This window comes from Pseudomonas sp. Tri1 (assembly GCF_017968885.1).
In the GTDB taxonomy this organism is placed as follows: Bacteria; Pseudomonadota; Gammaproteobacteria; order Pseudomonadales; family Pseudomonadaceae; genus Aquipseudomonas.
Map to the genome: position 1 here is coordinate 4,890,279 of NZ_CP072913.1, position 23,402 is coordinate 4,913,680.

At 56.8% G+C, this 23,402-nt stretch carries 25 protein-coding genes; 12 read left to right on the top strand and 13 right to left on the bottom strand.

What is annotated here, in order from left to right:
- The first annotated feature begins 194 nt into the window (after nt 1-194).
- Genes J9870_RS21055 through J9870_RS21065 form a run of 3 tightly spaced genes read left to right on the top strand, consistent with a single transcriptional unit; the run spans nt 195 to nt 2,476 of the window.
- Nucleotides 195-1,418, top strand: a complete 1,224-nt coding sequence (locus J9870_RS21055; RefSeq protein ID WP_210639838.1) for a type II and III secretion system protein family protein — start codon at nt 195-197, stop codon at nt 1,416-1,418.
- Nucleotides 1,419-1,474: 56 nt separating this feature from the next.
- A complete protein-coding gene (locus J9870_RS21060) occupies nt 1,475-2,185 on the top strand; it encodes a tetratricopeptide repeat protein (protein WP_210639839.1) in 711 nt (236 codons plus the stop codon).
- Between the two features lie 21 nt (nt 2,186-2,206).
- Nucleotides 2,207-2,476, top strand: a complete 270-nt coding sequence (locus J9870_RS21065) for a DUF3613 domain-containing protein (RefSeq protein ID WP_210639840.1) — start codon at nt 2,207-2,209, stop codon at nt 2,474-2,476.
- A 787-nt stretch (nt 2,477-3,263) separates the two neighbouring features.
- Here the strand turns inward: J9870_RS21065 and J9870_RS21070 are convergent.
- The 12 genes from J9870_RS21070 to J9870_RS21125 form a co-directional block, all read right to left on the bottom strand.
- Nucleotides 3,264-4,229 (bottom strand): type II secretion system F family protein, encoded by a 966-nt coding sequence (locus J9870_RS21070; RefSeq protein ID WP_210639841.1) that lies wholly within the window; start codon nt 4,227-4,229, stop codon nt 3,264-3,266.
- Between the two features lie 27 nt (nt 4,230-4,256).
- Nucleotides 4,257-5,243: a type II secretion system F family protein gene (locus tag J9870_RS21075; protein ID WP_210639842.1), complete on the bottom strand. Its 987-nt coding sequence runs from the start codon at nt 5,241-5,243 to the stop codon at nt 4,257-4,259.
- Nucleotides 5,240-6,682 carry a CpaF family protein gene (locus J9870_RS21080; protein ID WP_210639843.1) on the bottom strand — a complete coding sequence of 481 codons (1,443 nt, stop codon included), beginning with the start codon at nt 6,680-6,682 and terminating at the stop codon, nt 5,240-5,242. The genes J9870_RS21075 and J9870_RS21080 overlap by 4 nt, the downstream gene beginning before the upstream one ends.
- A 3-nt stretch (nt 6,683-6,685) precedes the next feature.
- Nucleotides 6,686-7,906, bottom strand: coding sequence for an AAA family ATPase (locus J9870_RS21085; protein WP_210639844.1), 1,221 nt, complete (start codon nt 7,904-7,906; stop codon nt 6,686-6,688).
- Nucleotides 7,900-8,394 carry a TadE/TadG family type IV pilus assembly protein gene (locus J9870_RS21090; protein WP_210639845.1) on the bottom strand — a complete coding sequence of 165 codons (495 nt, stop codon included), beginning with the start codon at nt 8,392-8,394 and terminating at the stop codon, nt 7,900-7,902. Before J9870_RS21090 ends, J9870_RS21085 begins: the two co-directional genes overlap by 7 nt.
- Nucleotides 8,394-8,873: a TadE/TadG family type IV pilus assembly protein gene (locus J9870_RS21095; protein WP_210639846.1), complete on the bottom strand. Its 480-nt coding sequence runs from the start codon at nt 8,871-8,873 to the stop codon at nt 8,394-8,396. The genes J9870_RS21090 and J9870_RS21095 overlap by 1 nt, the downstream gene beginning before the upstream one ends.
- Nucleotides 8,874-8,881: 8 nt before the next feature.
- Nucleotides 8,882-10,219: a TadE/TadG family type IV pilus assembly protein gene (locus J9870_RS21100; RefSeq protein ID WP_210639847.1), complete on the bottom strand. Its 1,338-nt coding sequence runs from the start codon at nt 10,217-10,219 to the stop codon at nt 8,882-8,884.
- A 66-nt stretch (nt 10,220-10,285) separates the two neighbouring features.
- Nucleotides 10,286-11,101 carry a Flp pilus assembly protein CpaB gene (gene cpaB, locus J9870_RS21105; RefSeq protein ID WP_210639848.1) on the bottom strand — a complete coding sequence of 272 codons (816 nt, stop codon included), beginning with the start codon at nt 11,099-11,101 and terminating at the stop codon, nt 10,286-10,288.
- Between the two features lie 15 nt (nt 11,102-11,116).
- Nucleotides 11,117-12,445, bottom strand: a complete 1,329-nt coding sequence (locus tag J9870_RS21110) for an AAA family ATPase (RefSeq protein ID WP_210639849.1) — start codon at nt 12,443-12,445, stop codon at nt 11,117-11,119.
- Nucleotides 12,446-12,447: 2 nt separating this feature from the next.
- Entirely contained in the window at nt 12,448-12,978 is a 531-nt protein-coding gene (locus J9870_RS21115) for a prepilin peptidase (RefSeq protein ID WP_210639850.1), read from the bottom strand.
- Between the two features lie 27 nt (nt 12,979-13,005).
- Entirely contained in the window at nt 13,006-13,200 is a 195-nt protein-coding gene (locus J9870_RS21120; protein ID WP_210639851.1) for a Flp family type IVb pilin, read from the bottom strand.
- 157 nt (nt 13,201-13,357) lie between these two features.
- Complete coding sequence (locus J9870_RS21125) at nt 13,358-13,552, bottom strand: pilus assembly protein PilA (protein WP_008070254.1); 195 nt, start codon at nt 13,550-13,552, stop codon at nt 13,358-13,360.
- Nucleotides 13,553-13,840: 288 nt separating this feature from the next.
- Here J9870_RS21125 and J9870_RS21130 point away from each other — a divergent pair, with 288 nt between their 5' ends.
- The 6 genes from J9870_RS21130 to J9870_RS21155 all read left to right on the top strand — a co-directional run bounded on the left by J9870_RS21130 (nt 13,841) and on the right by J9870_RS21155 (nt 19,247).
- Nucleotides 13,841-14,710 (top strand): DNA-binding response regulator, encoded by an 870-nt coding sequence (locus tag J9870_RS21130; RefSeq protein ID WP_210639852.1) that lies wholly within the window; start codon nt 13,841-13,843, stop codon nt 14,708-14,710.
- A gap of 317 nt (nt 14,711-15,027) precedes the next feature.
- Nucleotides 15,028-16,056, top strand: a complete 1,029-nt coding sequence (locus tag J9870_RS21135) for an alcohol dehydrogenase catalytic domain-containing protein (protein WP_210639853.1) — start codon at nt 15,028-15,030, stop codon at nt 16,054-16,056.
- Between the two features lie 29 nt (nt 16,057-16,085).
- Nucleotides 16,086-16,760 carry a dihydrofolate reductase family protein gene (locus tag J9870_RS21140; RefSeq protein WP_210639854.1) on the top strand — a complete coding sequence of 225 codons (675 nt, stop codon included), beginning with the start codon at nt 16,086-16,088 and terminating at the stop codon, nt 16,758-16,760.
- Nucleotides 16,760-17,413: an HAD family phosphatase gene (locus J9870_RS21145; RefSeq protein WP_210639855.1), complete on the top strand. Its 654-nt coding sequence runs from the start codon at nt 16,760-16,762 to the stop codon at nt 17,411-17,413. The genes J9870_RS21140 and J9870_RS21145 overlap by 1 nt, the downstream gene beginning before the upstream one ends.
- A 5-nt stretch (nt 17,414-17,418) precedes the next feature.
- A complete protein-coding gene (locus tag J9870_RS21150; protein WP_210639856.1) occupies nt 17,419-18,021 on the top strand; it encodes a DUF1349 domain-containing protein in 603 nt (200 codons plus the stop codon).
- Between the two features lie 89 nt (nt 18,022-18,110).
- On the top strand, nt 18,111-19,247 hold the full coding sequence (locus J9870_RS21155) for an MFS transporter (RefSeq protein ID WP_246883039.1): 1,137 nt from the start codon (nt 18,111-18,113) through the stop codon (nt 19,245-19,247).
- 64 nt (nt 19,248-19,311) lie between these two features.
- Here J9870_RS21155 and J9870_RS21160 read toward each other — a convergent pair whose 3' ends face one another.
- Nucleotides 19,312-19,743, bottom strand: a complete 432-nt coding sequence (locus J9870_RS21160) for an Lrp/AsnC family transcriptional regulator (RefSeq protein WP_210639858.1) — start codon at nt 19,741-19,743, stop codon at nt 19,312-19,314.
- Nucleotides 19,744-19,944: 201 nt separating this feature from the next.
- On the opposite strand from J9870_RS21160, the gene J9870_RS21165 reads away from it, so the two are divergent.
- From J9870_RS21165 to J9870_RS21175, 3 genes are all read left to right on the top strand, one after another.
- Nucleotides 19,945-20,658 carry a hypothetical protein gene (locus J9870_RS21165; protein ID WP_210639859.1) on the top strand — a complete coding sequence of 238 codons (714 nt, stop codon included), beginning with the start codon at nt 19,945-19,947 and terminating at the stop codon, nt 20,656-20,658.
- 99 nt (nt 20,659-20,757) lie between these two features.
- Nucleotides 20,758-22,242 (top strand): AmmeMemoRadiSam system radical SAM enzyme, encoded by a 1,485-nt coding sequence (gene amrS, locus J9870_RS21170; protein ID WP_210639860.1) that lies wholly within the window; start codon nt 20,758-20,760, stop codon nt 22,240-22,242.
- Nucleotides 22,239-23,384 (top strand): PLP-dependent aspartate aminotransferase family protein, encoded by a 1,146-nt coding sequence (locus J9870_RS21175; RefSeq protein WP_210639861.1) that lies wholly within the window; start codon nt 22,239-22,241, stop codon nt 23,382-23,384. The genes amrS and J9870_RS21175 overlap by 4 nt, the downstream gene beginning before the upstream one ends.
- Nucleotides 23,385-23,402 lie beyond the last annotated feature (18 nt).

The following is a 23,402-nucleotide window of genomic DNA, read 5'->3' on the forward strand; positions in this document are numbered from 1 at the left end:
GTCTTAAAACAGTTTTTCGTAAGTTGCCTGTCGTTCAGTCAGGCCGGTGTAATGCACCCGTTCGCTTGCAGCGACGAGGTCTGTAGCCGGTGCCACTGAAGGGTTGGTGAGAGATGAAGGGGCAGCCCGGGCCCCTTAAGTGATCCGAGGCATTTGGTAAGCCTAGGGATGGCCTCTCTATCGAGGATCACTTCATGACCCATCGTACCGTGCCCGTTTTAAAACAATTCATTCATGGCCTGTTCTGGATGGGCCTTGGTCTGGACGCAGCGCAGGCCGCAGCGGCAAATTGTTCACAGTTGGACAGTTTGCCGGCAACCTTCGAGGTCGGCCAAGGACTCCAGAGCGAGCTGCGCATCCTCGCCCCCGTGACCAAATTGGCAGTCGGTGACCCGAAAATTGCCGATGTACAGCCCAGCGGCAGCGATGCCTTCATTCTTACGGGCCTGACGCCCGGCGCCACCAGCCTGATGGTCTGGACGGACTGTTCGAAGATACCCCGCCAGAGCATGGTCTTTGTCAAAGGCCGGGCGACTGAGGCGTTGACCAGTGCAGCGAGCATCCCTTCCGAAGATCCGATGCTGCTCGCCCAGGTGCAGACCGACATCCGTTTCGTCGAGGTCAGCCGGACCAAACTCAAGGAAGCCTCGACATCGATTTTCGGCAGCCGTGGCAATTTCCAGTTCGGCGCGCCGAGGACCTTGCCCTCAATCGGCGGCATTGTCCGGCCTTCATTGCCGGTCAACAACGACATGTTCAACCTGTCTTTCGCCACCGGTAAAACCCTGTTGATGATCAATGCACTGGAAGGCAGCGGTTTCGCCTATACCCTGGCGCGTCCCAGCCTGGTGGCCCTCAGCGGGCAGAGCGCCAGTTTCCTGGCCGGCGGGGAGGTGCCGATTCCGGTGCCCAGTGCCGGCAGCGACAACGTGTCCATCGAGTACAAAGAGTTCGGCATCCGCCTGACCCTGACGCCCACCGTGATCGGGAAAAACCGCATCGCGCTGAAGGTGGCACCGGAAGTCAGCGAGCTGGACTTTACCAACGCCGTGAACATCGCCGGGACACTGGTTCCGGCGCTCACGGTACGTCGTACCGATACCAGCATTGCCTTGGCCGACGGTGAAAGCTTCGTCATCAGCGGCCTGATCAGCACACGCAACAGCTCCCAGGTGAACAAGTTTCCAGGGCTGGGCGATGTGCCGATTCTCGGCGCGTTCTTTCGCGACAACTCTATCAATCGCGAAGAACGCGAGCTGCTGATGATCGTCACGCCGCACCTGGTCCAACCGTTGGCCGCCGACGTGCAACTGCCGACGTTGCCGGGCGAACAACTGCGCAACTACGACCCGAGTTTCTCCCGCATGTACTTCCTTGAACATGGCGAGTTCGACAATCGCAGCGGGCTTTCCCAATGAGCCGGCGCCTGAATTGCCAGGCCCCATGTGTGCAACCTGATGCCAGGGGACATTCAATGAAAGCAGTGATCGCGATAGCGGCAGCGTTGGTGCTCACCGGCTGCGCCAGCAATGGCGTGGCTTCACGTACAGCCAGTTGCCCCAAAGCCGGGGCCGATCAGGAACTGGCCCTGAACATGGCCGATGACATGGCCAATGAGGGCCGTTTGTACGCCAGTCTGGCGAACCTCGAACGCTTGCCCGAAGACTTGGTCCAGGTCCGTCTGCGCAAGGCTCGGGTACTGCGCCTGATGGGGCGTAATGAAGCCGAGCCTTTGTACCAAAGCCTGCTCGGGACCTGCCTGGCCGCTGACGGGGAACATGGGCTGGGCCAGTTGGCCGCCGCCAGGAATGACAATACGACTGCCATCGAACACCTGGAGCGGGCCATGAAAATGACCCCGACCGAAGGGAAGATTCGCAATGACCTGGGGGTTGTCTACCTCAATCAACGACGTATTTCAGAAGCCCGCTTCGAGTTCATGACCGCCATGGAACTCCAGCAGTCAGACACGTTGGCAGCGCTCAACATGGTGACCCTGCTGATCTACCAGGACAACTGGAAGCAGGCCGCCGAGCTCGCGAACATGGCCAAGCTGAGCCCTCAGCAAGTAGCAGATGCCCAAGCCCGTGCAGAAAAAATCAGGGGCTCGGCCAATAACGCAGTGACGTCACCAGCGAACCGTCTGACCGAGGTCGTCGATGCCTCATCCGGCGCGGTCAAGTAGAGCGTTTGAGGAGTCCAAGCAATGAAAACCAAACAGTTGATGATCGTGTGCATGCTAGGCCTTTCCACCTCCGTCTGGGCGATTGAACCAGGCCCCTCTTCGGCAGCCCAACAAGGCACCGAGAGCTGGATGCAACTGCAGATTCGCGGCGCGGTTGCCTCCACCAACCTGCAAACCGCCTCGGCCACCGAACGCGAGCTGGCCATGCAACGCTGGCTCAACAGCTTTACCTACCCGATCCCGGAATTCTTTGACCAGGACTCGGGAGGAGAAATCACCAGTAGCAAATGATGCACCGCAGGGGCAACGAAAAGATCGCAACCTTCGACAATACCGACACATCGATCCGATGCAGGCATTGTCGAAGGTTGCGATCTTTTCGCTTGAAGATATCCGCTGCCGCCTGTGTTTTGGCTGGCTATTAATTGGGATGATCGTGGCGAGGGAGCTTCTCGCGAAGGGCTCCACATCCAACAGCCATGCAAACTGACCCACCGCTATCGCGAGCAGGCTCGCTCCCACAATGGATCTGCAGTGAACACAAGACTCATGAACACCCGAAATCAACTGTGGGAGCGAGCTGCTCGCGATGACGGACCAACATTCAATACCTTCATTGACTGTCGAACCGCTATCGCGAGCAAGCTCGCTCCCACAATGGATCTGCAGTGAACACAAGACTCATGAACACCCGAAATCAACTGTGGGAGCGAGCTTGCTCGCGATGACGGACCAACATTCAATACCTTCATTGACTGTCGAACCACTATCGCGAGCAAGCTCGCTCCCACAATGGATCTGCAGTGAACACAAGACTCATGAACACCCAGGATCACCTGTGGGAGCGGGCTTGCTCGCGAAGGGCCCCACACATCCAACAGCCATGCAAACTGACCCACCGCTATCGCGAGCAGGCTCGCTCCCACAATGGGGCATGGGGTGAACACAAGACTCATGAACACCCGAAATCAACTGTGGGAGCGAGCTTGCTCGCGATGACGGACCAACATTCAATACCTTCATTGACTGTCGAACCGCTATCGCGAGCAAGCTCGCTCCCACAATGGATCCCGGTGGCCTACATATTCCCGAAGGCCCTGAACACGCCGATCATGGCAGGGCCGATGGCGACCAGGAAGAAGCTCGGCCACAGGCAGAAGATCAGCGGGAAGATCAGCTTGGTGCCTATTTTCGCGCCCATTTCTTCGGCGGCCTGGGTACGCCGGTCACGAAATTCGTCGGCATAGATGCGCAAGGTGTCGGCGACGCTGGTGCCGAAACGAATGCTCTGCGCCAACAGGCTGACCAGCCCCTGAATATCCTCCAACCCGGTACGCACGGCCAGTTGCCTGAGCGCCTCGGTACTGGTGATGCCCGCACGGATCTGCGCATTGACCAGGGCCAGTTCTTCGGCCAGCTCCACCTGGCTGACCGACATTTCTTCAGCCACCCGTTCGATGGTCGTCGGCAGGGCCAGGCCCGATTCGACGCACACCACCATCAGGTCCAACGCATCCGGAAACGCCGCCCGCAACCGGGTTTGTCGAGCCTGTTTGCGCTTGCCGACATACAGCGCCGGCAGCAACCATCCGATACCGACCACCAAGGTGAGCGCCAGCAGAACGATGACCGCATTAACCTTGATCATCGGTAACAGCAGGAGCGCAACGCCGAGCAGCGACAACGGGAGCATCAAGCGCACGGCCCAGTAGACCTGCACCGCCGAAGTAGAACGGTAGCCAGCGTGTGTCAGCAGGGTCTGGGTGGCGGACGTACGGGTCGGATCGGCCGAGGCAAAACGCTGGCCGACGCGCTCCAGCAACAGTTGCAGGTTTCCCGGCGCCTCTTGCCCCGCCGAACTGCCGGAATACCCCCGTTTGATCAGCGCCAGTCGCCGTTGCACCGGATCCTGCAGGCCCATCAGCAGCAGAAGCACAGCGACCGCCGCCAGTACCGTACTGAGACCGACCGCGGCGATGAACAACAGCCGCGCCAGCTCCTCGCTCCCGGTAAACCGACTGAATAACCCAAGCAAAAAATCCATGACTGATACCTCTCGGCAGAACAGCGTTTACACCTGGATCCGGATAATTTTTCGTATCCAGAGAATCCCGATCAACATGGCGCAGAAGGCACCAATGATCAGCTTGTGGCCGATGGGGTCGTTGATCAGCACCGGCATGTAGCTGGGGCTGGTGAGGACGATGGCGATCGCCAGCACAAAAGGGATCGCCACCAGCACCCAGGCCGACATCCGCCCTTCCGCCGACAACGTCCGGATCTTGCGCTGGAAGCGAAAGCGCCCGCGGATCAGCCGGCTCAGGCGCTCCAGTACTTCGGTCAGGTTGCCGCCAGTTTCGCGATGGATGAGGATCGAGGTCACCAGCATCATCACCGTCATGCTCGGCATGCGTTCCAGCAGGCCAAGCATGGCCCGGCGCACGTCGTTGCCATAGTTGATGTCGGCGAAGGTCATGCCGAACTCCTGGGCGACCGGTCCCTTGTGCTCATCGGCGACCAGGCGCAGGGTCTCATTGAACGGATGCCCGGCGCGCAGGGCGCGGCACATGGCGTCCAGCGCATCCGGCAAGCCTTCCTCGAACGCGGCGAAACGCTTGCTGCGATCACGCATGATTTTCAGCACCGGCAGCCAGGTCAGCGCAAACGTGGCCAGCAGCGCCAGCCACCACAGCGGCGAGACCATCAGTACCAAGGCACCGGCCGTCACCCCCAGGACCAGCCCCAGCAGCATCACCCGATAGGCCCGGTATTCATGGCCAGCCTGCTCGATCAGTTGTGTCAGGTTGGCCATGAACGGCAATTGCTCGAGCCTGGCTTCCAGAGGAGACAGGCGCGTCAGGTATTTCTGCCGCAATACGGTCTGCATGTTGGGCAAATGGTTGGCTTTCTCCAGCACATGCAGGCGCCCACGGATGCGCTTGCGCATTTTGCCGGCCTCGCCGAACACCGGCACCACCACGCCCTGGGACAAGAGGAAGACAGCAATGAACACCATGGCGAGGAAAATCAGGATGAATTCACCAGGAATGTTGTTCATGACTGCCGAGCCTCCATCCATTCAGGACGGAACAACGTCAGCGGCAATTCGATGCCGCGCTTGGCCAACACATCGCGGAACGCCGGGATCATGCCGCTGGGCCGATAATCCCCGAGCACCTCACCGTGTTCACCGATGCCCTGGCGCGAAAAGGAGAAAATTTCGGTCATGGTGATGACCTCCCCTTCCATGCCGTTGATCTCTTGCATGCTGACCACGCGTCGCTTGCCGTCTTCTTGACGCTCCAGTTGGATCACCACATCGATGGCCGAGGCAATTTGTTGACGCATCGCCTTGATCGGGAACGTCGCGCCGGTCATCGACACCATGTTCTCGATTCGCCCCAATGCGTCCCGCGCGGTGTTGGCGTGAATGGTGGTCAGGGAGCCGTCGTGGCCGGTGTTCATGGCCGTGAGCATGTCCAGCGCCTCGGCGCCGCGCACCTCGCCAATGACAATGCGGTCGGGGCGCATCCGCAGGCTGTTGCGCACCAATTCACGCTGGCTGACCTCGCCACGCCCCTCGATGTTCGAAGGCCGGGTTTCCAAGCGCACCACATGGGGCTGTTGCAGTTGCAATTCGGCCGAGTCCTCGATGGTGACGATGCGTTCGTTATGGGGAATGAAGCTGGACAGCACATTGAGCATGGTGGTCTTGCCGCTGCCGGTGCCGCCGGAAATCAGCACGTTCAGGCGCCCACGAACGATGGCCTTGAGCAGCAAGGCAATGGCCGGGGTCATGGTACCCACCTGGATCAGGCTGTCGGTGTTGAGCAGGTCCACGGCGAAGCGCCGGATCGACATGCTCGGCCCGTCGATGGCCAGCGGCGGGATGATCGCGTTGACCCGCGAGCCGTCCTTGAGGCGAGCGTCCACCAGGGGCGAGGATTCGTCGATACGCCGGCCCAGGCTGGAGACGATACGGTCGATGATGTTCAGCAGATGCTGGTCATCGCGAAAGCGCACATCGGTCCTTTGCAACTTGCCGAAACGCTCGACATACACCGAGGCAAAACCGTTGACCAGGATGTCGGACACGCTATGGTCGGCCAGCAGCGGTTCCAGTGGCCCCAGCCCAAGCACTTCGTCGGTGATCTGCTTGATGATCAACTGACGGCTGACCGAACTCACCGGTGCCGAATGCTCATCCAGCAGGCGCTGACAGATGTCGCGAATCTGCCGCGTGGCCTCGACTTGTTCGAGGGCATCGAGCAAGGACAGGTCCATGACCTTGAGTAACTGTTGGTAGATTTTTTCCCGCCACTCGGCTTCCAGGGGTGTGACCTGGCTGCGGGTTTCGTAGAGCACATCCGGGATGGCCTGTTCCCAGGCCATCAACTCTTCTGCCGGGTCCGCCAGGACGTCGCCATGCTGGGCGGCGACTGAGGCACCAGGTTTACCGGACTGTTTGCGCAAGCGGTTGCGGAAGTCGCTGATCATGGGTCATCCCCCGAAGAAACGGTTGAAGGCGCGTTTTAGCAGGCCTTGGTTCGTAGCCATCTGGTGACCGACCAGGTCTTCGGTCAAATCGCGCAGGGCGGCGGTGATGGCCGCCTTCGGCGCATGCAGGCCCAACGGCACGCCAGTGTTCTGACTCTGGCTGACCAGGTTGAAGTCATTGGGCAATTTCGACAGGTTCGTGCAACGCAGGGCCTCGCCGATGTCCTTGAGACTGATGGTGGCGGACTTGTCATAACGGTTGACCACGATCTGCAACTGGTCGCCGCGCACACCCAGGTCTTCGCGAAGAATCCGCACCAGGGCGCAGGCATCGCGCAGATGGCTGACGCTCTGTTGCACCACCACGTACACCCGGTCCACCTGTTCCAGCACGGAACCGGTGAGATGGTCGATCTGCCGCGGCAGGTCCACCACCACCCAGTCATAGCTGGCACGGGCCAGTTGCAACAAGGCGTCGAGCTGTTCGGGTTGGGCGTCCTGGGGCAAGCACAACTCGCCTGCTCGCCCCCCGAGCACATGCAAGGTCGGACTAAAGTGACTGCAGAACCCCCGCAGCGCTGTGCTGTCCAGGTCCTCGACCTGCTGCAGCACTTCCAGATGACTATGGGTCTGCGCCACGTCAAGGTAATGGGTCACGCTGCCAAACTGCAGGTCCATATCCAACAACAAGGTGTTACCCGCCCGGGCACTCAACTGTTGAGCCAGATTGCAGGCCACCAATGTCCCACCGGAACCACCCTTGGCGCTGATCACGGCAACCAGCTTGCCTTCGGTGCCGTTGCCGAGGCGAACCTCCGCCACCAGCCGATTCAGGGCGGCCACCAACTCCGTCTCGGCGATGGGCTCGGGCAGCACATCCCGGGCCCCGGCCTGCATCGCCAGGCGCATGCCCTCCTGCCCACCCAACGGTCCGCACACCAACATCGGCGGACGCTCGTGGGCCGGACGTTGCAACAACGCCGCCAGCTCTTCACGCCACAGGTGGCTGACACGCAACAGCAGCAGGTCGGGCATCCGCTCCAGGCCGTACAGCGGATCGACATGCCCGTTGCTCACCAGGCGTGTACTGACTTCCAGACACGGCATGCGCTGGCAGACACATTGCAGGTCGCGCAGGGACGCGGCATCGCGGCTGCTGATCAGTATTCGCAACCCGGCTTTGCCGGTGGCGGTCGAGAGCGGAGTTTCCCTGGTATTCAGCATGGTGTGATCTCCCCGGAATCGGAATGACGCCCAAGGCTTTCGCGTGGCAAGGTTGCCCGGAACGCGGGCAAGGTAATGGGCACGCCTAAGCCGGGAATGAACAAATTGAACACGAAGTTCTGCACGCTCAAGCGCACGTAGCGGATGGCACGAAAGCCGTTCGCGCCAGACGTGTCGGCGGGGTTCGCCACCACAGCACCGTTAACATCCAGATAGGTCAGCGCCAGGTTCGTGGTGGCCAGGCTGCTGATCAGTTGGCTGGTCCCCGCGTCAGTCGCGGCGTTGAAGATGGCTCGGCGCAACACCACCGGGTCGCTGATATTGCACACCGCCGCCAATCGCACGCCACGCCGAGCGGCTTCATCCAGCGCGTTGACGGTGAAGTACAGCCGGCCCATTTCCACCACGCCGAACAGCAGGATGAACACCAGCAGGCCCACGAAGGAGAACTCCACGATGTAGGTACCTCGCATGTGTTTATTGTTCATCACAGCGCCCTCATGACGGTGGTCGCGACCAACTGGATGCCCAGTGGAATGGCATTGCCGAAAAATCCGGGAATCGACCCGGCGCAGTTGCCTGCACCAATCACCGGGCAGAAGGTGTAGGTAATGGTGACGCGCACATGATCGATACCCACGGCGGCGACCTGCACGTTAGCCGTCGTCAACCCTGACACCACGGCGGCACCGGCGGCGCTGGGCACGCCATACACCGCAACGTTTTTTGTCTGGGTCAGTAACGTGTTGTTCAGGGCGATGCCGCCGAGAGTGGAGTTCCACGCCTGGCTGGCAACGAAGCGATCGGCATCACGGCTGGCCTGCAGCAGCACGTTGTATTGGTAGAGCATGCGGCCGAACTCGCCGAAAGCCAGTAACAGCAGCAACAACAACGGCAGCACCAGGGTGAACTCCACCAGTGCCACGCCCTGCTGGGCCTGCGGGGGTTTGAAGTGAATAGGTCCCATGACGCCTCCTACGAGTCGGTGCTCGGAGTGCCGCTGCCGTTGAGATAGGTTTTGTAGAGCTGGATGATCTGTGGACCGGAATCGTTGGATGGCGTCGGGCCGGGGACGTTGTCGCCCTCGCATTCCTGGACGAACTGGCCGAAGACCAGGGAATCCGAACCACCGCCATCAACCGGTTGCACGACGAAATAGCAGCCGAACCCCAGGACGGGAATCGAGGTGGACCCACCCTGCTTGCCGGTGCAGTTGCCGATCACGATTTTCAGCATCCGCCGCTCGAATACGCCGTTGCTCTGGCAGCCACTGGCGCCCCCCGCTACGCAGGCGGCGACCTTGGTCCGCCAGTCGTTGTAATCCTCTATCGCCTCGCCGCCGGCCGAGAGATCGCCGTTGTTCGCGGTGACAGGCTTGCCTTTGTATTTCGCTTGGGCGAGCGCATCGTCGTAGGTCATCGACGGCGTGCTCGAGGTCGTGACCAGGTCCGGTGGATAGTCCGAAGAGCTGACTGGACCGTTATAGATACCGAAGCGCGTGTTCAGCCCCTGGGAGGTCGGGCCGGCTTTGTTACCCGGCGCGGTCTGGACGTTGTCCCCGACACTGCGGCAGACCGAACCGCCACCTGCCAGGTCCTCCCGGACTGCACTGCCGCCGGAGCCGAAATCGAGCAGTTGGAAATTGCCCGGCCCGATAGGCGATGTATTGCCCGCCGCCGTCTTCAGAACTTCCAGGTCACCGAAGTGATACCCCCAGAAGTTACCGGCGGCTGGGTTGTACTGAGTGGGATCGCCGCAAACCATCAGCGGCGCCAGGTCACAAGGCGAGGTGGGGCTGGGACCGGCAGTGGCGATCGCCGCCACCCTTTTGCTCCCCAGGCCGGCGCTGCCCATCGTCTGCACGAAACTCCAGAAGAAACCGTTCAACTGATAACTGGACACCGACACCCGCACGTATTTGGCATCCGCAGGTCCCGGGTAGGAGAACGGGCCATAGACGCTGCTGGCCAGCTCCACCACGGCAAACGCACCGGGGTTGCCGGCGACGGCGGTTGCCAGTTCCGCGTTCCCCGCGGCTTGGGCATTTTTGGCCAGGGTATCCAGGGCTGCCGCACGAGTCGTGCTGGCCATGTTGATGCCGCCCGTGACCTGGCTCAGGGTCTTGGCACCGCTCAGGGCCGCGGCATCCACTGCATTTTGTACGCGGGTCTTGTTCAGCAGCATATGCCCGCCGTCCAGGGCCAATGCCGCCATCATGGAAATCGCCACCAACGCGATCACCATCAACACGCTCACCGCCCCTTCCTGGCGCCGAGGCTTAAAGAAAGGCTGCCGAATACTGGGGTTCATCATCACATCCTCGTCTACTGACGTTGAGGATCAGCTGCGCCTTAGCGGCCAGGAATTGTTCTGCGCCCGTCAGCGAACGTTGACTACGCTGCGTTCGATCCCGCGGATCACCGTGATCGAGCTATCGTCCTGCGCCTTGGCGATGCGTTGCACCACCGGTCTTGGCGCCGGAGCGGCGACCGCCATGACCGGTGCAGGCGCTGCCGGCGCAACAGCCACAGCCTTTTTCTCCAGGTTCAGCGGGTTGCGCAATGCCAGTTGCAGCTTGCCTTCGGTCTGCGCAGTAACCAGCGCTTCCGCTTCGCTGGCCGACATCTCCAGCGTCACGGCTCGTACCACCACCGGTTGGGTCTTGTCGGTGCCGGCCGTCTGGTCCACCGCCAGCACCCGCAGGTTTTCCAGGATGGTCCGCGACACGGCGTTGTTACTGCCGGCGCTGGTGGTTTTCGTCGCCAGGACATCGACCCGGTTGCCCGGCAACAGGAAACCGCCGACACCCACCACATCGTCCACGCGGACCGATATGGCGCGTTTGTCCGGGGCGATCAAAGAAGCCAGGGTGCTGCCGCCCAGGTGTTCGCTCAAGCGCGCACCGCGCACAATGTCGCCGCGCAGGATGTCGAACGTCGCGATCTTGCCCACCGCTTGTTCGCTGGAATCGAAGGCATCGTCCGGGATCGTGTCCATGGGCATGCGCACGGTCGTGACCTGCTGGGCCTCGACCATCTGTCCGAAGGGAATTTCCACCGTGGCGACTACCACGCTTCGCAGGTGGTCATCGGGTGTGGCGTTAAGTCGTGCGCTCAGCCAGGAGTCAGCCATCCATGCGGCACCAAGGCCCATTACCAGGGAAACGCCTATCAGCGAAAGCGTACGAGAGCTCATGTCGGTATCTCCAAATCAAAGAAAGTCGAGCTGCACAAAGTAGTTGTGCCAGGCCCATTCCAACTCTTGCGGTAACAGCGGCCCGGTACCGCCCAGGTAGCGCTGGCGGTCGAGCGCCATATTCAGCAGGTCACGAGGATGGCAAGGCACCAGCGGCATGCCTTCGCCGGCATACAGCCGCTGCAGCACATGGCGCACCAGCAACGGGTCATATGGGATGCCCAGGCGTTCGCACTCCTGGCGCCAGATGCGTTCGTATTCCTCGGGCTTGAGGTAACCGAACTGCACCTTGTAACCGATGCGTCGCAGAAAGGCCTCGTCGGCCAATTCCAAGGGGTTGAGGTTGGTGGAAAACACCAGGACCAGGTCGAACGGCAATTCGCAGTGCCGCCCACCGCCCAGGTTGATGAAGTCGCGCTTCTCCTCCATGGGTACGATCCAGCGGTTGAGCAATTCGGCCGGGGCCATGCGCTGGCGGCCCATGTCATCGATGATGAACAGACCATTGCTGGCCTTGAGCTGCAAGGCGGCCTGGTACTGCCGGGTGAAGGGATCGTAGCGCACGTCCAACTGCTCCATGCTCAACTCCCCGCCAGTGATGACAATGGGACGTTTGCAGCACAGCAAGCGGCGGTCGATGCCTTCATTGAGCATCAGATTGTTCGATTGGCTGCTGTCATCCAGGCGCTGGTGCACCTGCGGGTCGTAGATCTCGATCACCGACTCATTGATGACAATGGCGTGGGGCACCCAGATGGCCTCGGCGAATAGACGGATCAAACGGCTGCTGACATAGGTCTTGCCAGTGCCCGCCGGGCCATAAATCATGATCGCCCGGCCGGAGTTCAGCGCCACGCCCAACTGGTCGAGCATCCCCTGGGTCAGCACGACGCCAGCCAGGGCCCGGTTCATATCGCTGGCGGTGATGCGGCCATGGTGAATAGTCTGGATCTTGATCAAGGAGCGATAGGTGCTCACCGGGAAAGGCGCGGCCCCGATATAGCCGCTACGAGCCAGGGCGTCACGGGCGAAACTGCGGCCGCGCTCGGTCAGGCCGTAACGCAGCGCCTGTACACTCGCCTGCCCGATCTGGCCAAGCACTTCGACGCGACCGTCCTTGCGCAGGAATGCCAGGATTTCCTCCAGCACCGCACCGGTCAGCGCCAGGCGCTCCACCAGCCGCGTCATGTCCAACACTCCGGCGTCGTGCAGATGCTTGCACACCAGCTCGCCCAGGAAACTGTCCGTCAGACCGGTGTCGCGAATGGTGCACGGCTGGGGCGCCAGGCGTTGTACCGCTTCTCGCTCGCTGGGGTAGGCATCGCTATCATTGATGACGTGCATGACTAGACTCCCCATCCAGCGGCATCCAGCTGCCAGTAGACACTATTCAAAGTGCCGATCAGGATCGCAATCGAATAAGGAAACGGTTTGCCAGCCACTTCGTCCGAAGTCGGCGCCAGATAAGCCTGGGCTCGCACTATCAACCAGTAACGGCCCAGGGTCTGGAGCAGTTGGCCGCGGGCCAGGACGATCAGAAAGCCGCACACGCCGCCAGCGATCAGGCTGAACAGGGCCGCCCACAGCGCGTAATGAAAGGGTAGGAAACTGCCGACCATGGTCATCAACTTGACGTCGCCGGCCGCCATGCCGCCCACTGCGTACATAGGCAAGAACAGCGCGAAACAGATCAACATGCCCAACAGGCTATCGCCCAACCCACTGATCCCGCCTGTATAAACCTGACCGGCCAAGCCCAGGGCAAGGCCCAACAGGACCAACACATTGGGGATGCGGTGGCGACGCAGGTCGCTCACCACCGCCACACCCAGCAGTCCCAGCAGTAGTACCGTCGACACCAGCAATTCCATGGACATGATGCGTCTCCCTAAGGGTGGTTATCGTTAGCAGGCGACGTTGCCATTGGCGGCTTGGCACAACGCCCGGATCTTGGTATCCACAGCGCCGCCCAGAAGGACGAATGCCGCCGCCACCAACACCGTGATCAAGCCACCCGCCACCGCGTATTCAACGATGGTCAAGCCGTCTTCATCTTTGGCGAATTTGCTGATCGAAGTGCTTATAGTCTGGAGAGTCATGGCATGGACCTCACGCTAGTAAGTAGTACTGCTACGAACTTAAGTTGGAGGGGACAGCGCGAAGTCCATTTGATGTATTCGTTGCACTCGAAACAAAAGAGCTACAAGCGGGTATTCCCTGAAAGTTACCGTGCCCCCACACAGCAGATAGCCGCTGTCAGCAGGCAACGTTGCCGTTGACGGCCTGGCACAGTGCACGGATCTTGGTATTCACAGCGCCGCCCAGAAGAACGAAGGCGGCGGCCACCAATACGGTGATCAACCCACCGGCCACGGCGTATTCCACAATGGTCAGGCCGTCTTCATCTTTAGCGAACTTCAGAACCGAAGCCTTGATCGTTTGAAGAGTCATTTTGCACACCTCATCGGGGTTGTTTTTCAGGGGCAGTACATTGCGAACTGCCTGATGCAACCCTAGTCAGGGGGTAGGCATAGCCGTTAGGAGGATTTTGCACATCGCTAGGATTTTTTTGCGGGCGGCCAGGTAGGCGTGGTCATGACAGCTGGCAACGACATGCGCTTCGTCGCTTTCAGGACTCGGCGCTAAAAAACCGTCCTTTTATAAAAAATTATTCGGCGAGATGGTGGCACATTGGCAATACTGCTAGCTAAAGGGCAGTAAGCACCGCTGAGTAGGCCTATGACATCCACCCTGACTGGCAAGCCAAAGTTGTTGTGGTTCGATCTGACTCACGATCGCTCCACCAAGGAACTCATGAGCCAGTTCGAGGACACCTGCGACTGCACGCTGGCAAAAAACGCCATGTTGCCCAATGGGGAACAGGCCGACATGATCTGTATCCATTTCGATCGACCAGACACGCCGGGCTTGAGGCGTTTGCTGGAGATCAAGCGCGCCGTGCCGACCATCCCCATCACCATGTTCACCGTGCAGCATTCCGAAGAGCTGGCAGTCTGGGCCATGCGCTCCAGTGTCTGGGAATACATGGTGCTTCCCCTGCCAGCCGCCGAAAGGAAGCGCTACCTGAGCGCCGTGGTGCAATTGTGTGAACTGCGCCGCCATGCCAACGGCCAGCGCAAGACCTCACAAATCGACCACGCTCCGACCCTGCCAGACAGCATCCGCCTGACCTCAGGGCACCAGAAGCACCAGGCCCTGAATCACATCATGCTGTACATCGACCAGCATTTTCGCGAAAGCATCGACCAGCGCGATCTGGCCAAGCGTTGCGGTATGACGACGTTTCGCTTCAGTCGCCTGTTCAAGGAGGCCAATGGGCTCGGCTTCACCGACTACGTGCTGAACAAACGCATGAGTTTTGCCAAGGAACTGCTCGACAACAGCCAGATGCCCATCACCAGCATCGGTTATGAGGCCGGCTTCAAGGACCCGTCCTACTTCGCCCGGGCCTTCAAGCAATATGCCAACTGCACCCCCAGTGAATACCGCTCGGCCTACCCGATGCGCAGCGCACGGCCTGCAGCGCCATCTGCGGATGAGGCGTCGCTGGTAGCGATTGAAAACCTGGTGCACAGCCTTGAAGGTTGAAAGGGTTTCTCACTTTCATTGATTTCACTGCATCGCAACTTGTATCCAAATAATAATATTCACGCAGCGCCAACTAACAAAAACACAATGCACAGCCAATATTTACTGCACCCAGAGCACCAGACTGAAACAACACGAATCATTATGTAGTTATCGGCAATGCTTTTTCGACTGAAACAAACTCTACCAGCCTTGCATAATGCCAGCCGAAAATGAAACGGGCTTCATGTCCGTAAACCACTCCAGATACAACAGGAATGGAATCTCTAACTGGCATGATTTATCAAAAAAAAATCAAATAGAGCGCTGATGGGTATATGAAGGCAATCAGTTTAACGAGCGCGCGAAAGTTGAGCCTGGTGAGTCACCACGAGCTCGACACGCTACCCGACGACGGTGTAGAAATAGAAATTGTACTATCTGGTATTTGCGGAACAGATCTAGCGGTATTGTCAGGGCGTGAAGAAGGGCAGCTAGGAATCGTTCGTGGCCACGAAGCAGTCGGTGTCGTTGTCAATGTTGGGGCAGGCGTCACACGCACGCGCAAAGGTATGCGTGTGGTCGTAGACCCCAACGAATATTGTGGTAACTGTGAACATTGCAACTCAGCTAAAACTCACCTATGTAGTGGCGATTCAAAAGCGGGTCTGAATATTGCTGGCGTCAACAAACACGGTACATTTGCAGAGCGCTTCATAACACGCGAACGTTTTGTACACCGCATCCCAGACGATATGAGCTGGGAAACTGCCGTCCTGATTGAACCCGTAGCATGTATTTTGAACAACATCGAGCAAGCGGCTATCAAAGCTGGAGAACATGTACTGCTTCTTGGGTCAGGCCCAATGAGCCTGGTCGCACAAATACTTTTGCGCGCCATCGGTGCTCGTACACGTGCTACCGACTTGAATACCTTTCGAATTGAATTCGGCCAATCCTTAGGTTTGGACATTGTGCACCCAGAGGCGCTTGAGTGCCCTGGGCAAGACCAAGGAAAATATGATGTCGTCATTGATACCGTTGGCAATCAGCTCGAGACTGCCGCAAGTATCGTTGGCCGAGGCGGCAGGATTGTCCTGTTCGGTTTTAACGGAAATTATAAATATTCGCTGCCTGTAAAACACTTCCTGGTCAATGCCATCAGCATCATTGCAGCGGGCGAATACAATCAGCACTTTCCCCAGGCGCTGCGGATTGCCCACAGGCTTCCTGAACTTGGAAACCTGGTCACCCACCGCTATCCACTGGAAGGGTATTCAACAGCATTTGACAGTTTGTTGAATGATCCTTCCGCCCCCACGGTAAAAAGCGTCTTCACACCAAATCCCCAGCACTTGTCACACTAAATCTCACAAGCACTCCAAGTGGACTACTTATGAAAGTCACTGTATTTAGCCAGATTTCCATTGATGGCAAACTGACGCTCGGCAATGAAGCATCCAGCAAACCGCTTTTTCGGCATTTCGACGACGAGGACATGCGCTTTATCCATAAATTTCGCGGTGAAGTCGATGCAATCATGGTCGGTCGTAACACGATTACCACAGACGATCCTCAATTGACTAATCGGTATGGGACCGGTCGCAACCCCGTTCGTATCATTCCCACAACATCGCTGAACTTTCCAGCCTCCGCGAAAATCCTAAGCTCTCCCGAGCGAACGATCATCGCGACCACGGAACAGGCTCGTGACCACAAGATGATCGAGCAGATCCGCGCCCATGGTAAAGAGGTGCTTTTTGCCGGTACCGCACGCGTCGACTTCAAACAGCTTTTCCCAATGCTGGAAGCCCGCGGAATAAATCACATCATGGTTGAAGGTGGCGGCCAATTGAATTGGCAGGTATTCAATCTCGATTTAGTCGACGAAATCATGCTCATGCAATTACCTATCATTATTGGCGGATCAGACACCACTACGTTAATAGATGGCGAGGGGTTTCAGGACATTGAGATGACAAAATCATTCAGACTGCATGAATTTGAAGCTCGCTCGCACTATAACTTCTTGCATTTCAAGCGCGCACCGAAACAGCAGCGTGCGCATTGATGCTGGCTGCTCAAGGGTTCATTTTTGATATGGATGGCGTGCTGGTTGATAGTGAACCGGCCTATATGGAACTGGAAAGGCTTTCTTATGCGCGCTACGGCATTGTGCTTAATGAGACAGAACTATCGCGTTTTGTGGGAACCACGCAGCTCCATATGTGGAACGCCATCAAAACCGAATACGGGCTTGCAGATCCTTTAGACTGCCTTATGGCGGAGCATCACCGCCGGTTGATGGAGTCATTAAATGCAGCTCCGCTGACTCCCATGCCCGGCGTGACACAACTTCTCCTCGCATTAAAGAAAGCAGGAATACCCTGTGCAGTCGCGTCCTCTTCACCTCGAGAACTCGTTGCGCTTATTTTGCGTAACGCCAGGCTACAACATTTTTTCAATGAGATAATTTGTGGCGATGATGTTAAACACAGCAAGCCAGATCCCGAGATTTTTCTCATGGCTGCTAAACGCCTGGGCATCCCACCCTCGTCCTGTGTGGTGATTGAAGACTCTACTCATGGTGTGGCGGCGGCAAAAGCCGCCACCATGTTTTGTATTGGCCTGCTCAACCCCAACTCAGGGCAGCAAAACCTGAGCGCGGCGGACTTATGTGTTCACCAGCACGGTGAAATAAATCACTGGTTTTTTGGGCAATGAAAAACATGAAAAAACTGAATATCTCAGACTGGACCTGGATTAATGTACCCGAGCGTTCGTCCGTCAGCGAACAGGAGATAATTATCCACACCGCGCCCGACACTGATTTCTGGCGAGGCACCTATTACGGCCTGGAGTATGACAATGCGCCGGCCATTGTGGTCGCCAGCAAGGAACAACACTGGACGTTGAAAGCCAAAGTATCTTTTTCCTCAAGCATCTACTTCGACCAATGCGGCCTTTTTATCTATCAAGATAAAAACAACTGGATGAAAAGCGGCATCGAGTATCAGAACAATGGTTTCCAACAATTGTTCTCTGTCGTGACCAACAACGGCTTTTCGGACTGGTCCATGGCTAATTTCGATCGAATTACCCAGACCATGTATTACCGGCTGAGCCGAAGAGGCAGTGACTTCCTTCTTGAAAACTCGGTTGACGGGACAGCGTTCTGCATGATGCGTATGTTCCACATGTTTCATGCAGAAGAACTTGTCCAATTCGGTTTCTTTGCCAGTAGCCCCGGCGATTCGTCTTTTGCAGCACACTTCTCAGAGATTGAATGGACTGAATGCTGCTGGAAAGAGCACGGTGCCTCACGTTTCTAATCTCAAGAGTCCTACACCTAATGCTGTCTGCGTCCTACTCTAATCGTCACGCGCTTTACGCTTGTTATGCAGCCATGATGTGTTTGGCCATGGCACTCAACTTTTTGCCGGTATATCTGACAACATTCAGTGATGCTTTCGACCCCTCGTCAGGGCTGACAACGGAGCAACTGGGACGAATTCCCGCCGTCATGTTTCTCAGTTTTATAGTGGCAATTTTGATCACCGGGCCATTGGCTGACAGAGGGGACGCCAGGCGGATTATTCTCTTTGGACTGATGACCACTTCATCTGGTTTGGGCCTCGTGGCTTTCGCACCATCCTATGCCTTCCTGCTATTCGCTGTTGCCGTCATGGGTTTCGGTGCGGGTGTGCTGGATATGATCCTCAGCCCCATTGTCGCAGCCCTGCAACCCGAACGCCGAAGCGCCGCCATGAACTGGCTGCATTCGTATTTCTGCATCGGCGCTGTAAGTGCCGTGCTGATCGCCAGCATCGCTTTGAAATGGGATATTTCCTGGCGCATGGTTGCCCTGGGCCTGATCATTGCCCCGCTTGTAACTGCTCTACTGTTTATGCGATTGACCTTACCGCCCTTGATACAGGAGCACGTGCAGCGTGAATCCATGCCCACGCTTATCAAGCAGCCTTATTTCATCGCCTGCATGGTTGCTATTTTCCTGGGTGGGGCAGCGGAAACGGGACTGTCCCAATGGCTACCCGCCTTTGCTGAACAAGGGTTGGGGTATTCGAAGGAAGTGGGTGGGTTTGCTCTCGCCGGTTTTTCAGTTGGCATGGCCCTCGGGCGAATTGCCGCCGCCATGCTGCAAGAGAAGATACCCGCCATTTCACTGATGCTGGGCTGCTGTGCCGTCACCGTCGTCCTGTTTTTCGTGATCAGCTTTGCGCCCAGCTCCGCAATGGCATTAACCGCCGCCATCGCTGCAGGCTTCTCAGGCAGTTGCCTATGGCCAACGATGCTCGCTATTACGGCAGATGCATACCCTCAAGGTGGCGCAACCATGTTCTCTGTACTGACGGCCTCCGGTAATGCCGGGTGCAGCCTGATCCCATGGCTTGTGGGGGTTATTTCAGCGCGTTCGGATTTGCACATCGGTTTATTGGCGGTCACGCTCTGCCCCGCGGTCATGATGCTATTGCTCGTGTGGATGTCTCGCTGGTCACATAAACATCCCCACCAGCGTTCATGTGTTCCCCGGAGTTAGACGGGGACACCAATGGCCGAGGAGCGACCTCGCTCCCCGGCCCCGCCGGACAGAGGCTCCTGGTTCACGGGGCAAGCTTTCTTCTCTCGATAGGGACTGACAAAACAATGCTGGTACGCGTCTCACCGTACGCATTGATATTGGCAATAATACCCTCGATCTCGGCCATGGACTTGGCATAGATCCTGATCAGATAGGAGTCGTTACCCGTGATGTGCAGGCACTCAACGACTTCGGGGATGTCGGTGAGCGTGGCTATTAGTTTGGCTTTTGCCGGCTTGAGGGTGGTGATGCCAACGACAGCGGATATGCCGTACCCCAGTTTGGTTGGATCTAACTGAGCGCTATAGCCTTTGATGACGCCGGAGTCTTCCAGTTTTCGTAACCTGTCAGTGGTGGCAGGAATAGAAAGACCTGCGTGTTTGGAAAGCTCTGTGATGGAAATGCGGCCACAGTCCTGTACCTTCCCCAGGATTTTTACGTCTATACGATCCATGTGCGTTTCCCCCAGTAAAAAGTATAAAATTTAATGAAAAGCCCGCGTTTTTCATTAAAAAAAGCATGCACCAAAATAAAGCAGAGTGCTAGTCTATTTCCTGCCTGAAAAGCATAAAAAGAACCCGGGCACAGCAATAGCCCTCCTCTTTAGCGTAACGCACTGCATAATAAAATATTTCTCTCCAGGGATGGTGTTCGCATGGAAGATGAAAAGATAAAGTGTGAAAAAAAGTCTTACCTTTTCGCCCGGTATATTGGAACGCAAGTCCTAGAACTTCGTAGTTTCAAGAGGGATCAAATCCTGATGTACCTGATAGGTGTCAGCTTTTTTTCAGTGGGTGCCAAGTGCTTCATCATCAGTCAACTGGGGACAGACCCATTAGACGTCCTGATCATCTCGATAGATAAAATACTGACATTCGGCATGGGCATTTGCTCGGCGATTGTTTCTCTGTTTTTTCTATCGTGGTGGATGTTCTGGAACAAGAAATACCCGCCTATAAGCCCATTTATTACAACGACTCTGACAGGCCTGTTGATTGATCTCTGGTCCCTACTTGGACTGGGGGAATATTTGATCGTCAGAATGAATGCGTACACATTACTGGCGATGGGGCTGGTGCTGTGCGCCTATTCATCCGCGCTGATTATCATGAGCGGCATTGGTATCAGAATCATGGACCTGGTGGTACTGACCATGGTAGCCAAATGGGGCTGGTCATTTACCAAAGCCAAAATGATCATTGAAATAGGCATCTTTTCGACCGGTTGGCTTTTAGGCGGCCCCTTCGGCGTGGGTACGATTGCATTCTTGCTGGTGATCGGCCCTCTCATTCAACCTTTCATGAATATGAATGCCAGGCGTTTTGCACTTAAAAACTACGGGCTGATCCGCGCTTCGTCTGCTTACTAATAACAACAAGATAACTACCGTCCCTGGCGGCGGCTTTGTTTCGCCTCGACGATTTTAACCGATGATACTGATAGCAACTTCCGTGATGAGGAGTGAGAGATGGACACTGCAAAAAATAAAAACTGGACCCTGGAAAGCACCCCGGCAAAACTGGAAGAAATACTCCCTGGAGGCGCCGTAAAGTGCCATCTTTCCCCGCGAAACTGTGTCATACAGGAAGGCAAACTAGGCTTTTGCAAAGTACGTGGGAACCGTGGGGGGCGACTCGTTACCTTGAACTACGGTAAAGGCGTTCACAGCACCGAAGAGACGATCGAAACCGAGGCAGTATTCCACTTTGCTCCCGGTGAACGAATTCTTTCCCTGGGCAATATCGGCTGCATGCTCAACTGCGGTTATTGCCACAATTGGAAGACTTCACAAGCCAAGTATGTCACCGACAAAGACGTTTACTACTACACCCCTGAGCAGGTAGTGGAAACCGCGCTCAAGCATGGAATACGCGTCATTTCCTGGACGTATAACGATCCTGTCGTCTGGCATGAATTCATCCTCGACACGGCAAAGCTGGCCAAGGAAGCGGGCCTGATCAATCTGTATAAATCAGCCTTCTTTATCAGTGAAGAAGCCATTGATGAGTTACTGCCGGTCATTGATATCTTCTCGATTTCACTCAAATCCATTTCCCCCGAATACTATCGGAAGGTCACAACAGGCTGGGTGGAGCCGGTCCTGGCTGGCATCAAGAAAGTCTACGATGCCGGCAAATATGTTGAAGTCAGCACCTTGATGGTGACCGACATCAGCGACGATGAAGATACGGCCAGGAAAATCAGCCAGTGGGTACTGGATGAACTGGGTCCGAACGTGCCCCTGCACTTCGTACGGTTTCACCCCGATTACAAAATGAGCAACAGCATCCGTACCCCGGTGGACAGGCTCCTGAAGGCTCGGGACGTCGCCCGGAGCATGGGCGTCGAGCATGTTTACCTGGGTAACGTGAATGATGTCGAGGGCACCAATACCAGTTGCAACAACTGCAACGCGCTGCTCGTTACCCGCTACGGTTTGAACGCTGAAATCATCGGCTTGGACAGCAAGGGTTGCTGCTCCCAGTGCGGACACGACGCGCATTTCAAATTACTGGGCGAATACCAAGCGAACGCAGCTGTTGAGCTGCAAGAGGAAGCGCTGACGGCTTACGAGAAGCGCAAATTCGAGTGGCACGGGGATATCGTGTCGCTGCACGCCCAAGTGCTGAATACCCAGGACTTTGAACAGACCGTCTACCTGCGCCGCAATTATACCGACGGGCGCAACAGCGAGTGGAAACCCCTGACATTGCGCCCGTATGAAAGCTATCGATTCATTATCGCCAAGGCTCGCATCGATGAATCAGGTCCAGAGGTCTGGCTTCCCAACGGAGTGAACTCCAACCTTCATGAGGTCTTCGACAGGGCTCACTTCCCGACCGAGTCGATTGAAGAGATTGGCATTTCACAAAATGACATAACCCCAACCATTGGTTATGAGGGCAAGCAGAACATGTATGAACAAGTTATTAAAATGGTCAGCCAGTCATGAGTGTGTCGACTGAAATACTTCATATTCAGGTGGATGATCGAGAGGCTCATCCCTCAGTAACGCCTATCTATCAGTGCAGTGCTTTCAGCGCGGACTCGGCATTCTTCTATTCGAGAAAGGCCAATCCAAATGTGACTGAATTGGAACAGGTTGTCGCAGCCTTGGAAGGCAGCGAATACGCCTTGGCCTACAGCACCGGGATGAGCGCCATCTATATGGTTCTGGAGCTGTTGAAACCGGGTGGTTCGCTGGTGATCAACAAATTCATCTATGGCTGTTCCTATAAGTTGTTTCAGCGGTATGCGGCGCGTATCGGTGCGCAGTTGACGATCCTCGATCTCACCACGAAAAGCGGCCTGGAAGCGTTACCGGCAAATGTCGACATGGTCATTTTTGAAACGCCGACCAATCCTTTCCTGAAGGACATTGATATTCATGCGGTCAGTAAGGCCGTCAAGCAAAACAACCCGCAGGCCCTGATCGTCGTTGATAACACCTGGGCCACCCCGATATTTCAGAAGCCACTGAACTTGGGGGCCGACATTTCACTGTACAGTGCAACGAAATACTTCTCCGGGCATAGCGATGTCATGGGCGGTTTGGTGCTTGTCAACAATGAGATGATTTATAACCGGCTGCTCGAAGGGCGCTTTTATTCAGGCTCGATATTAACCCCCAACAGCGCCTGGCTGCTTCGCAGAAGCATGCAGACCTTCAACCTGCGCATGGAGAAACACAGCCAAACCACATCCAGCATGCTCAACTACCTGCGAGAACTGCCGTTTATTGAGCATGTCTATTATCCACGCGTCGATGGGAAACAATTGACCGGTTATGGCGGCATTGTGTTTGTTGATATCCGGCCTGACCTGGTTCCCTTCTATAAAACCTTCACCGGCGCGCTCAAATGGTTTGGCACCGGCACGGGAATGGCCTGCGTCACGTCGATGGTTGCGCAGCCCTTTAGTGGCAGCCATGCCTCGATGACAGATCAGGAAAAAGCCGACATGGGCATAGGGAAAGGCTTGGTTCGATTGTGCTTTGGGCTGGAGGACCTCGAGGACCTTAAAGCCGACCTGCTGCAAGCATTCGAAGCCATGGAGAAGAAGGTGGATCAAAAAAGCTCACTCAACCCTGCCTAACCGGTGTTAATCATGGGC

Bases quoted from the DNA above. Each gene is read 5' to 3' on its own strand.
- cpaB (WP_210639848.1), bottom strand. From the start codon at position 11,101: ATGAGCTCTCGTACGCTTTCGCTGATAGGCGTTTCCCTGGTAATGGGC.
- J9870_RS21075 (WP_210639842.1), bottom strand. From the start codon at position 5,243: ATGAACAACATTCCTGGTGAATTCATCCTGATTTTCCTCGCCATGGTG.
- J9870_RS21065 (WP_210639840.1), top strand. From the start codon at position 2,207: ATGAAAACCAAACAGTTGATGATCGTGTGCATGCTAGGCCTTTCCACC.
- J9870_RS21115 (WP_210639850.1), bottom strand. From the start codon at position 12,978: ATGTCCATGGAATTGCTGGTGTCGACGGTACTACTGCTGGGACTGCTG.
- J9870_RS21080 (WP_210639843.1), bottom strand. From the start codon at position 6,682: ATGATCAGCGACTTCCGCAACCGCTTGCGCAAACAGTCCGGTAAACCT.
- J9870_RS21090 (WP_210639845.1), bottom strand. From the start codon at position 8,394: ATGAACAATAAACACATGCGAGGTACCTACATCGTGGAGTTCTCCTTC.
- J9870_RS21085 (WP_210639844.1), bottom strand. From the start codon at position 7,906: ATGCTGAATACCAGGGAAACTCCGCTCTCGACCGCCACCGGCAAAGCC.
- J9870_RS21175 (WP_210639861.1), top strand. From the start codon at position 22,239: ATGAGTGTGTCGACTGAAATACTTCATATTCAGGTGGATGATCGAGAG.
- J9870_RS21100 (WP_210639847.1), bottom strand. From the start codon at position 10,219: ATGATGAACCCCAGTATTCGGCAGCCTTTCTTTAAGCCTCGGCGCCAG.
- amrS (WP_210639860.1), top strand. From the start codon at position 20,758: ATGGACACTGCAAAAAATAAAAACTGGACCCTGGAAAGCACCCCGGCA.
- J9870_RS21070 (WP_210639841.1), bottom strand. From the start codon at position 4,229: ATGGATTTTTTGCTTGGGTTATTCAGTCGGTTTACCGGGAGCGAGGAG.
- J9870_RS21135 (WP_210639853.1), top strand. From the start codon at position 15,028: ATGAAGGCAATCAGTTTAACGAGCGCGCGAAAGTTGAGCCTGGTGAGT.
- J9870_RS21150 (WP_210639856.1), top strand. From the start codon at position 17,419: ATGAAAAAACTGAATATCTCAGACTGGACCTGGATTAATGTACCCGAG.
- J9870_RS21165 (WP_210639859.1), top strand. From the start codon at position 19,945: ATGGAAGATGAAAAGATAAAGTGTGAAAAAAAGTCTTACCTTTTCGCC.
- J9870_RS21120 (WP_210639851.1), bottom strand. From the start codon at position 13,200: ATGACTCTCCAGACTATAAGCACTTCGATCAGCAAATTCGCCAAAGAT.
- J9870_RS21160 (WP_210639858.1), bottom strand. From the start codon at position 19,743: ATGGATCGTATAGACGTAAAAATCCTGGGGAAGGTACAGGACTGTGGC.
- J9870_RS21130 (WP_210639852.1), top strand. From the start codon at position 13,841: ATGACATCCACCCTGACTGGCAAGCCAAAGTTGTTGTGGTTCGATCTG.
- J9870_RS21125 (WP_008070254.1), bottom strand. From the start codon at position 13,552: ATGACTCTTCAAACGATCAAGGCTTCGGTTCTGAAGTTCGCTAAAGAT.
- J9870_RS21055 (WP_210639838.1), top strand. From the start codon at position 195: ATGACCCATCGTACCGTGCCCGTTTTAAAACAATTCATTCATGGCCTG.
- J9870_RS21140 (WP_210639854.1), top strand. From the start codon at position 16,086: ATGAAAGTCACTGTATTTAGCCAGATTTCCATTGATGGCAAACTGACG.
- J9870_RS21060 (WP_210639839.1), top strand. From the start codon at position 1,475: ATGAAAGCAGTGATCGCGATAGCGGCAGCGTTGGTGCTCACCGGCTGC.
- J9870_RS21110 (WP_210639849.1), bottom strand. From the start codon at position 12,445: ATGCACGTCATCAATGATAGCGATGCCTACCCCAGCGAGCGAGAAGCG.
- J9870_RS21155 (WP_246883039.1), top strand. From the start codon at position 18,111: ATGGCACTCAACTTTTTGCCGGTATATCTGACAACATTCAGTGATGCT.
- J9870_RS21145 (WP_210639855.1), top strand. From the start codon at position 16,760: ATGCTGGCTGCTCAAGGGTTCATTTTTGATATGGATGGCGTGCTGGTT.
- J9870_RS21095 (WP_210639846.1), bottom strand. From the start codon at position 8,873: ATGGGACCTATTCACTTCAAACCCCCGCAGGCCCAGCAGGGCGTGGCA.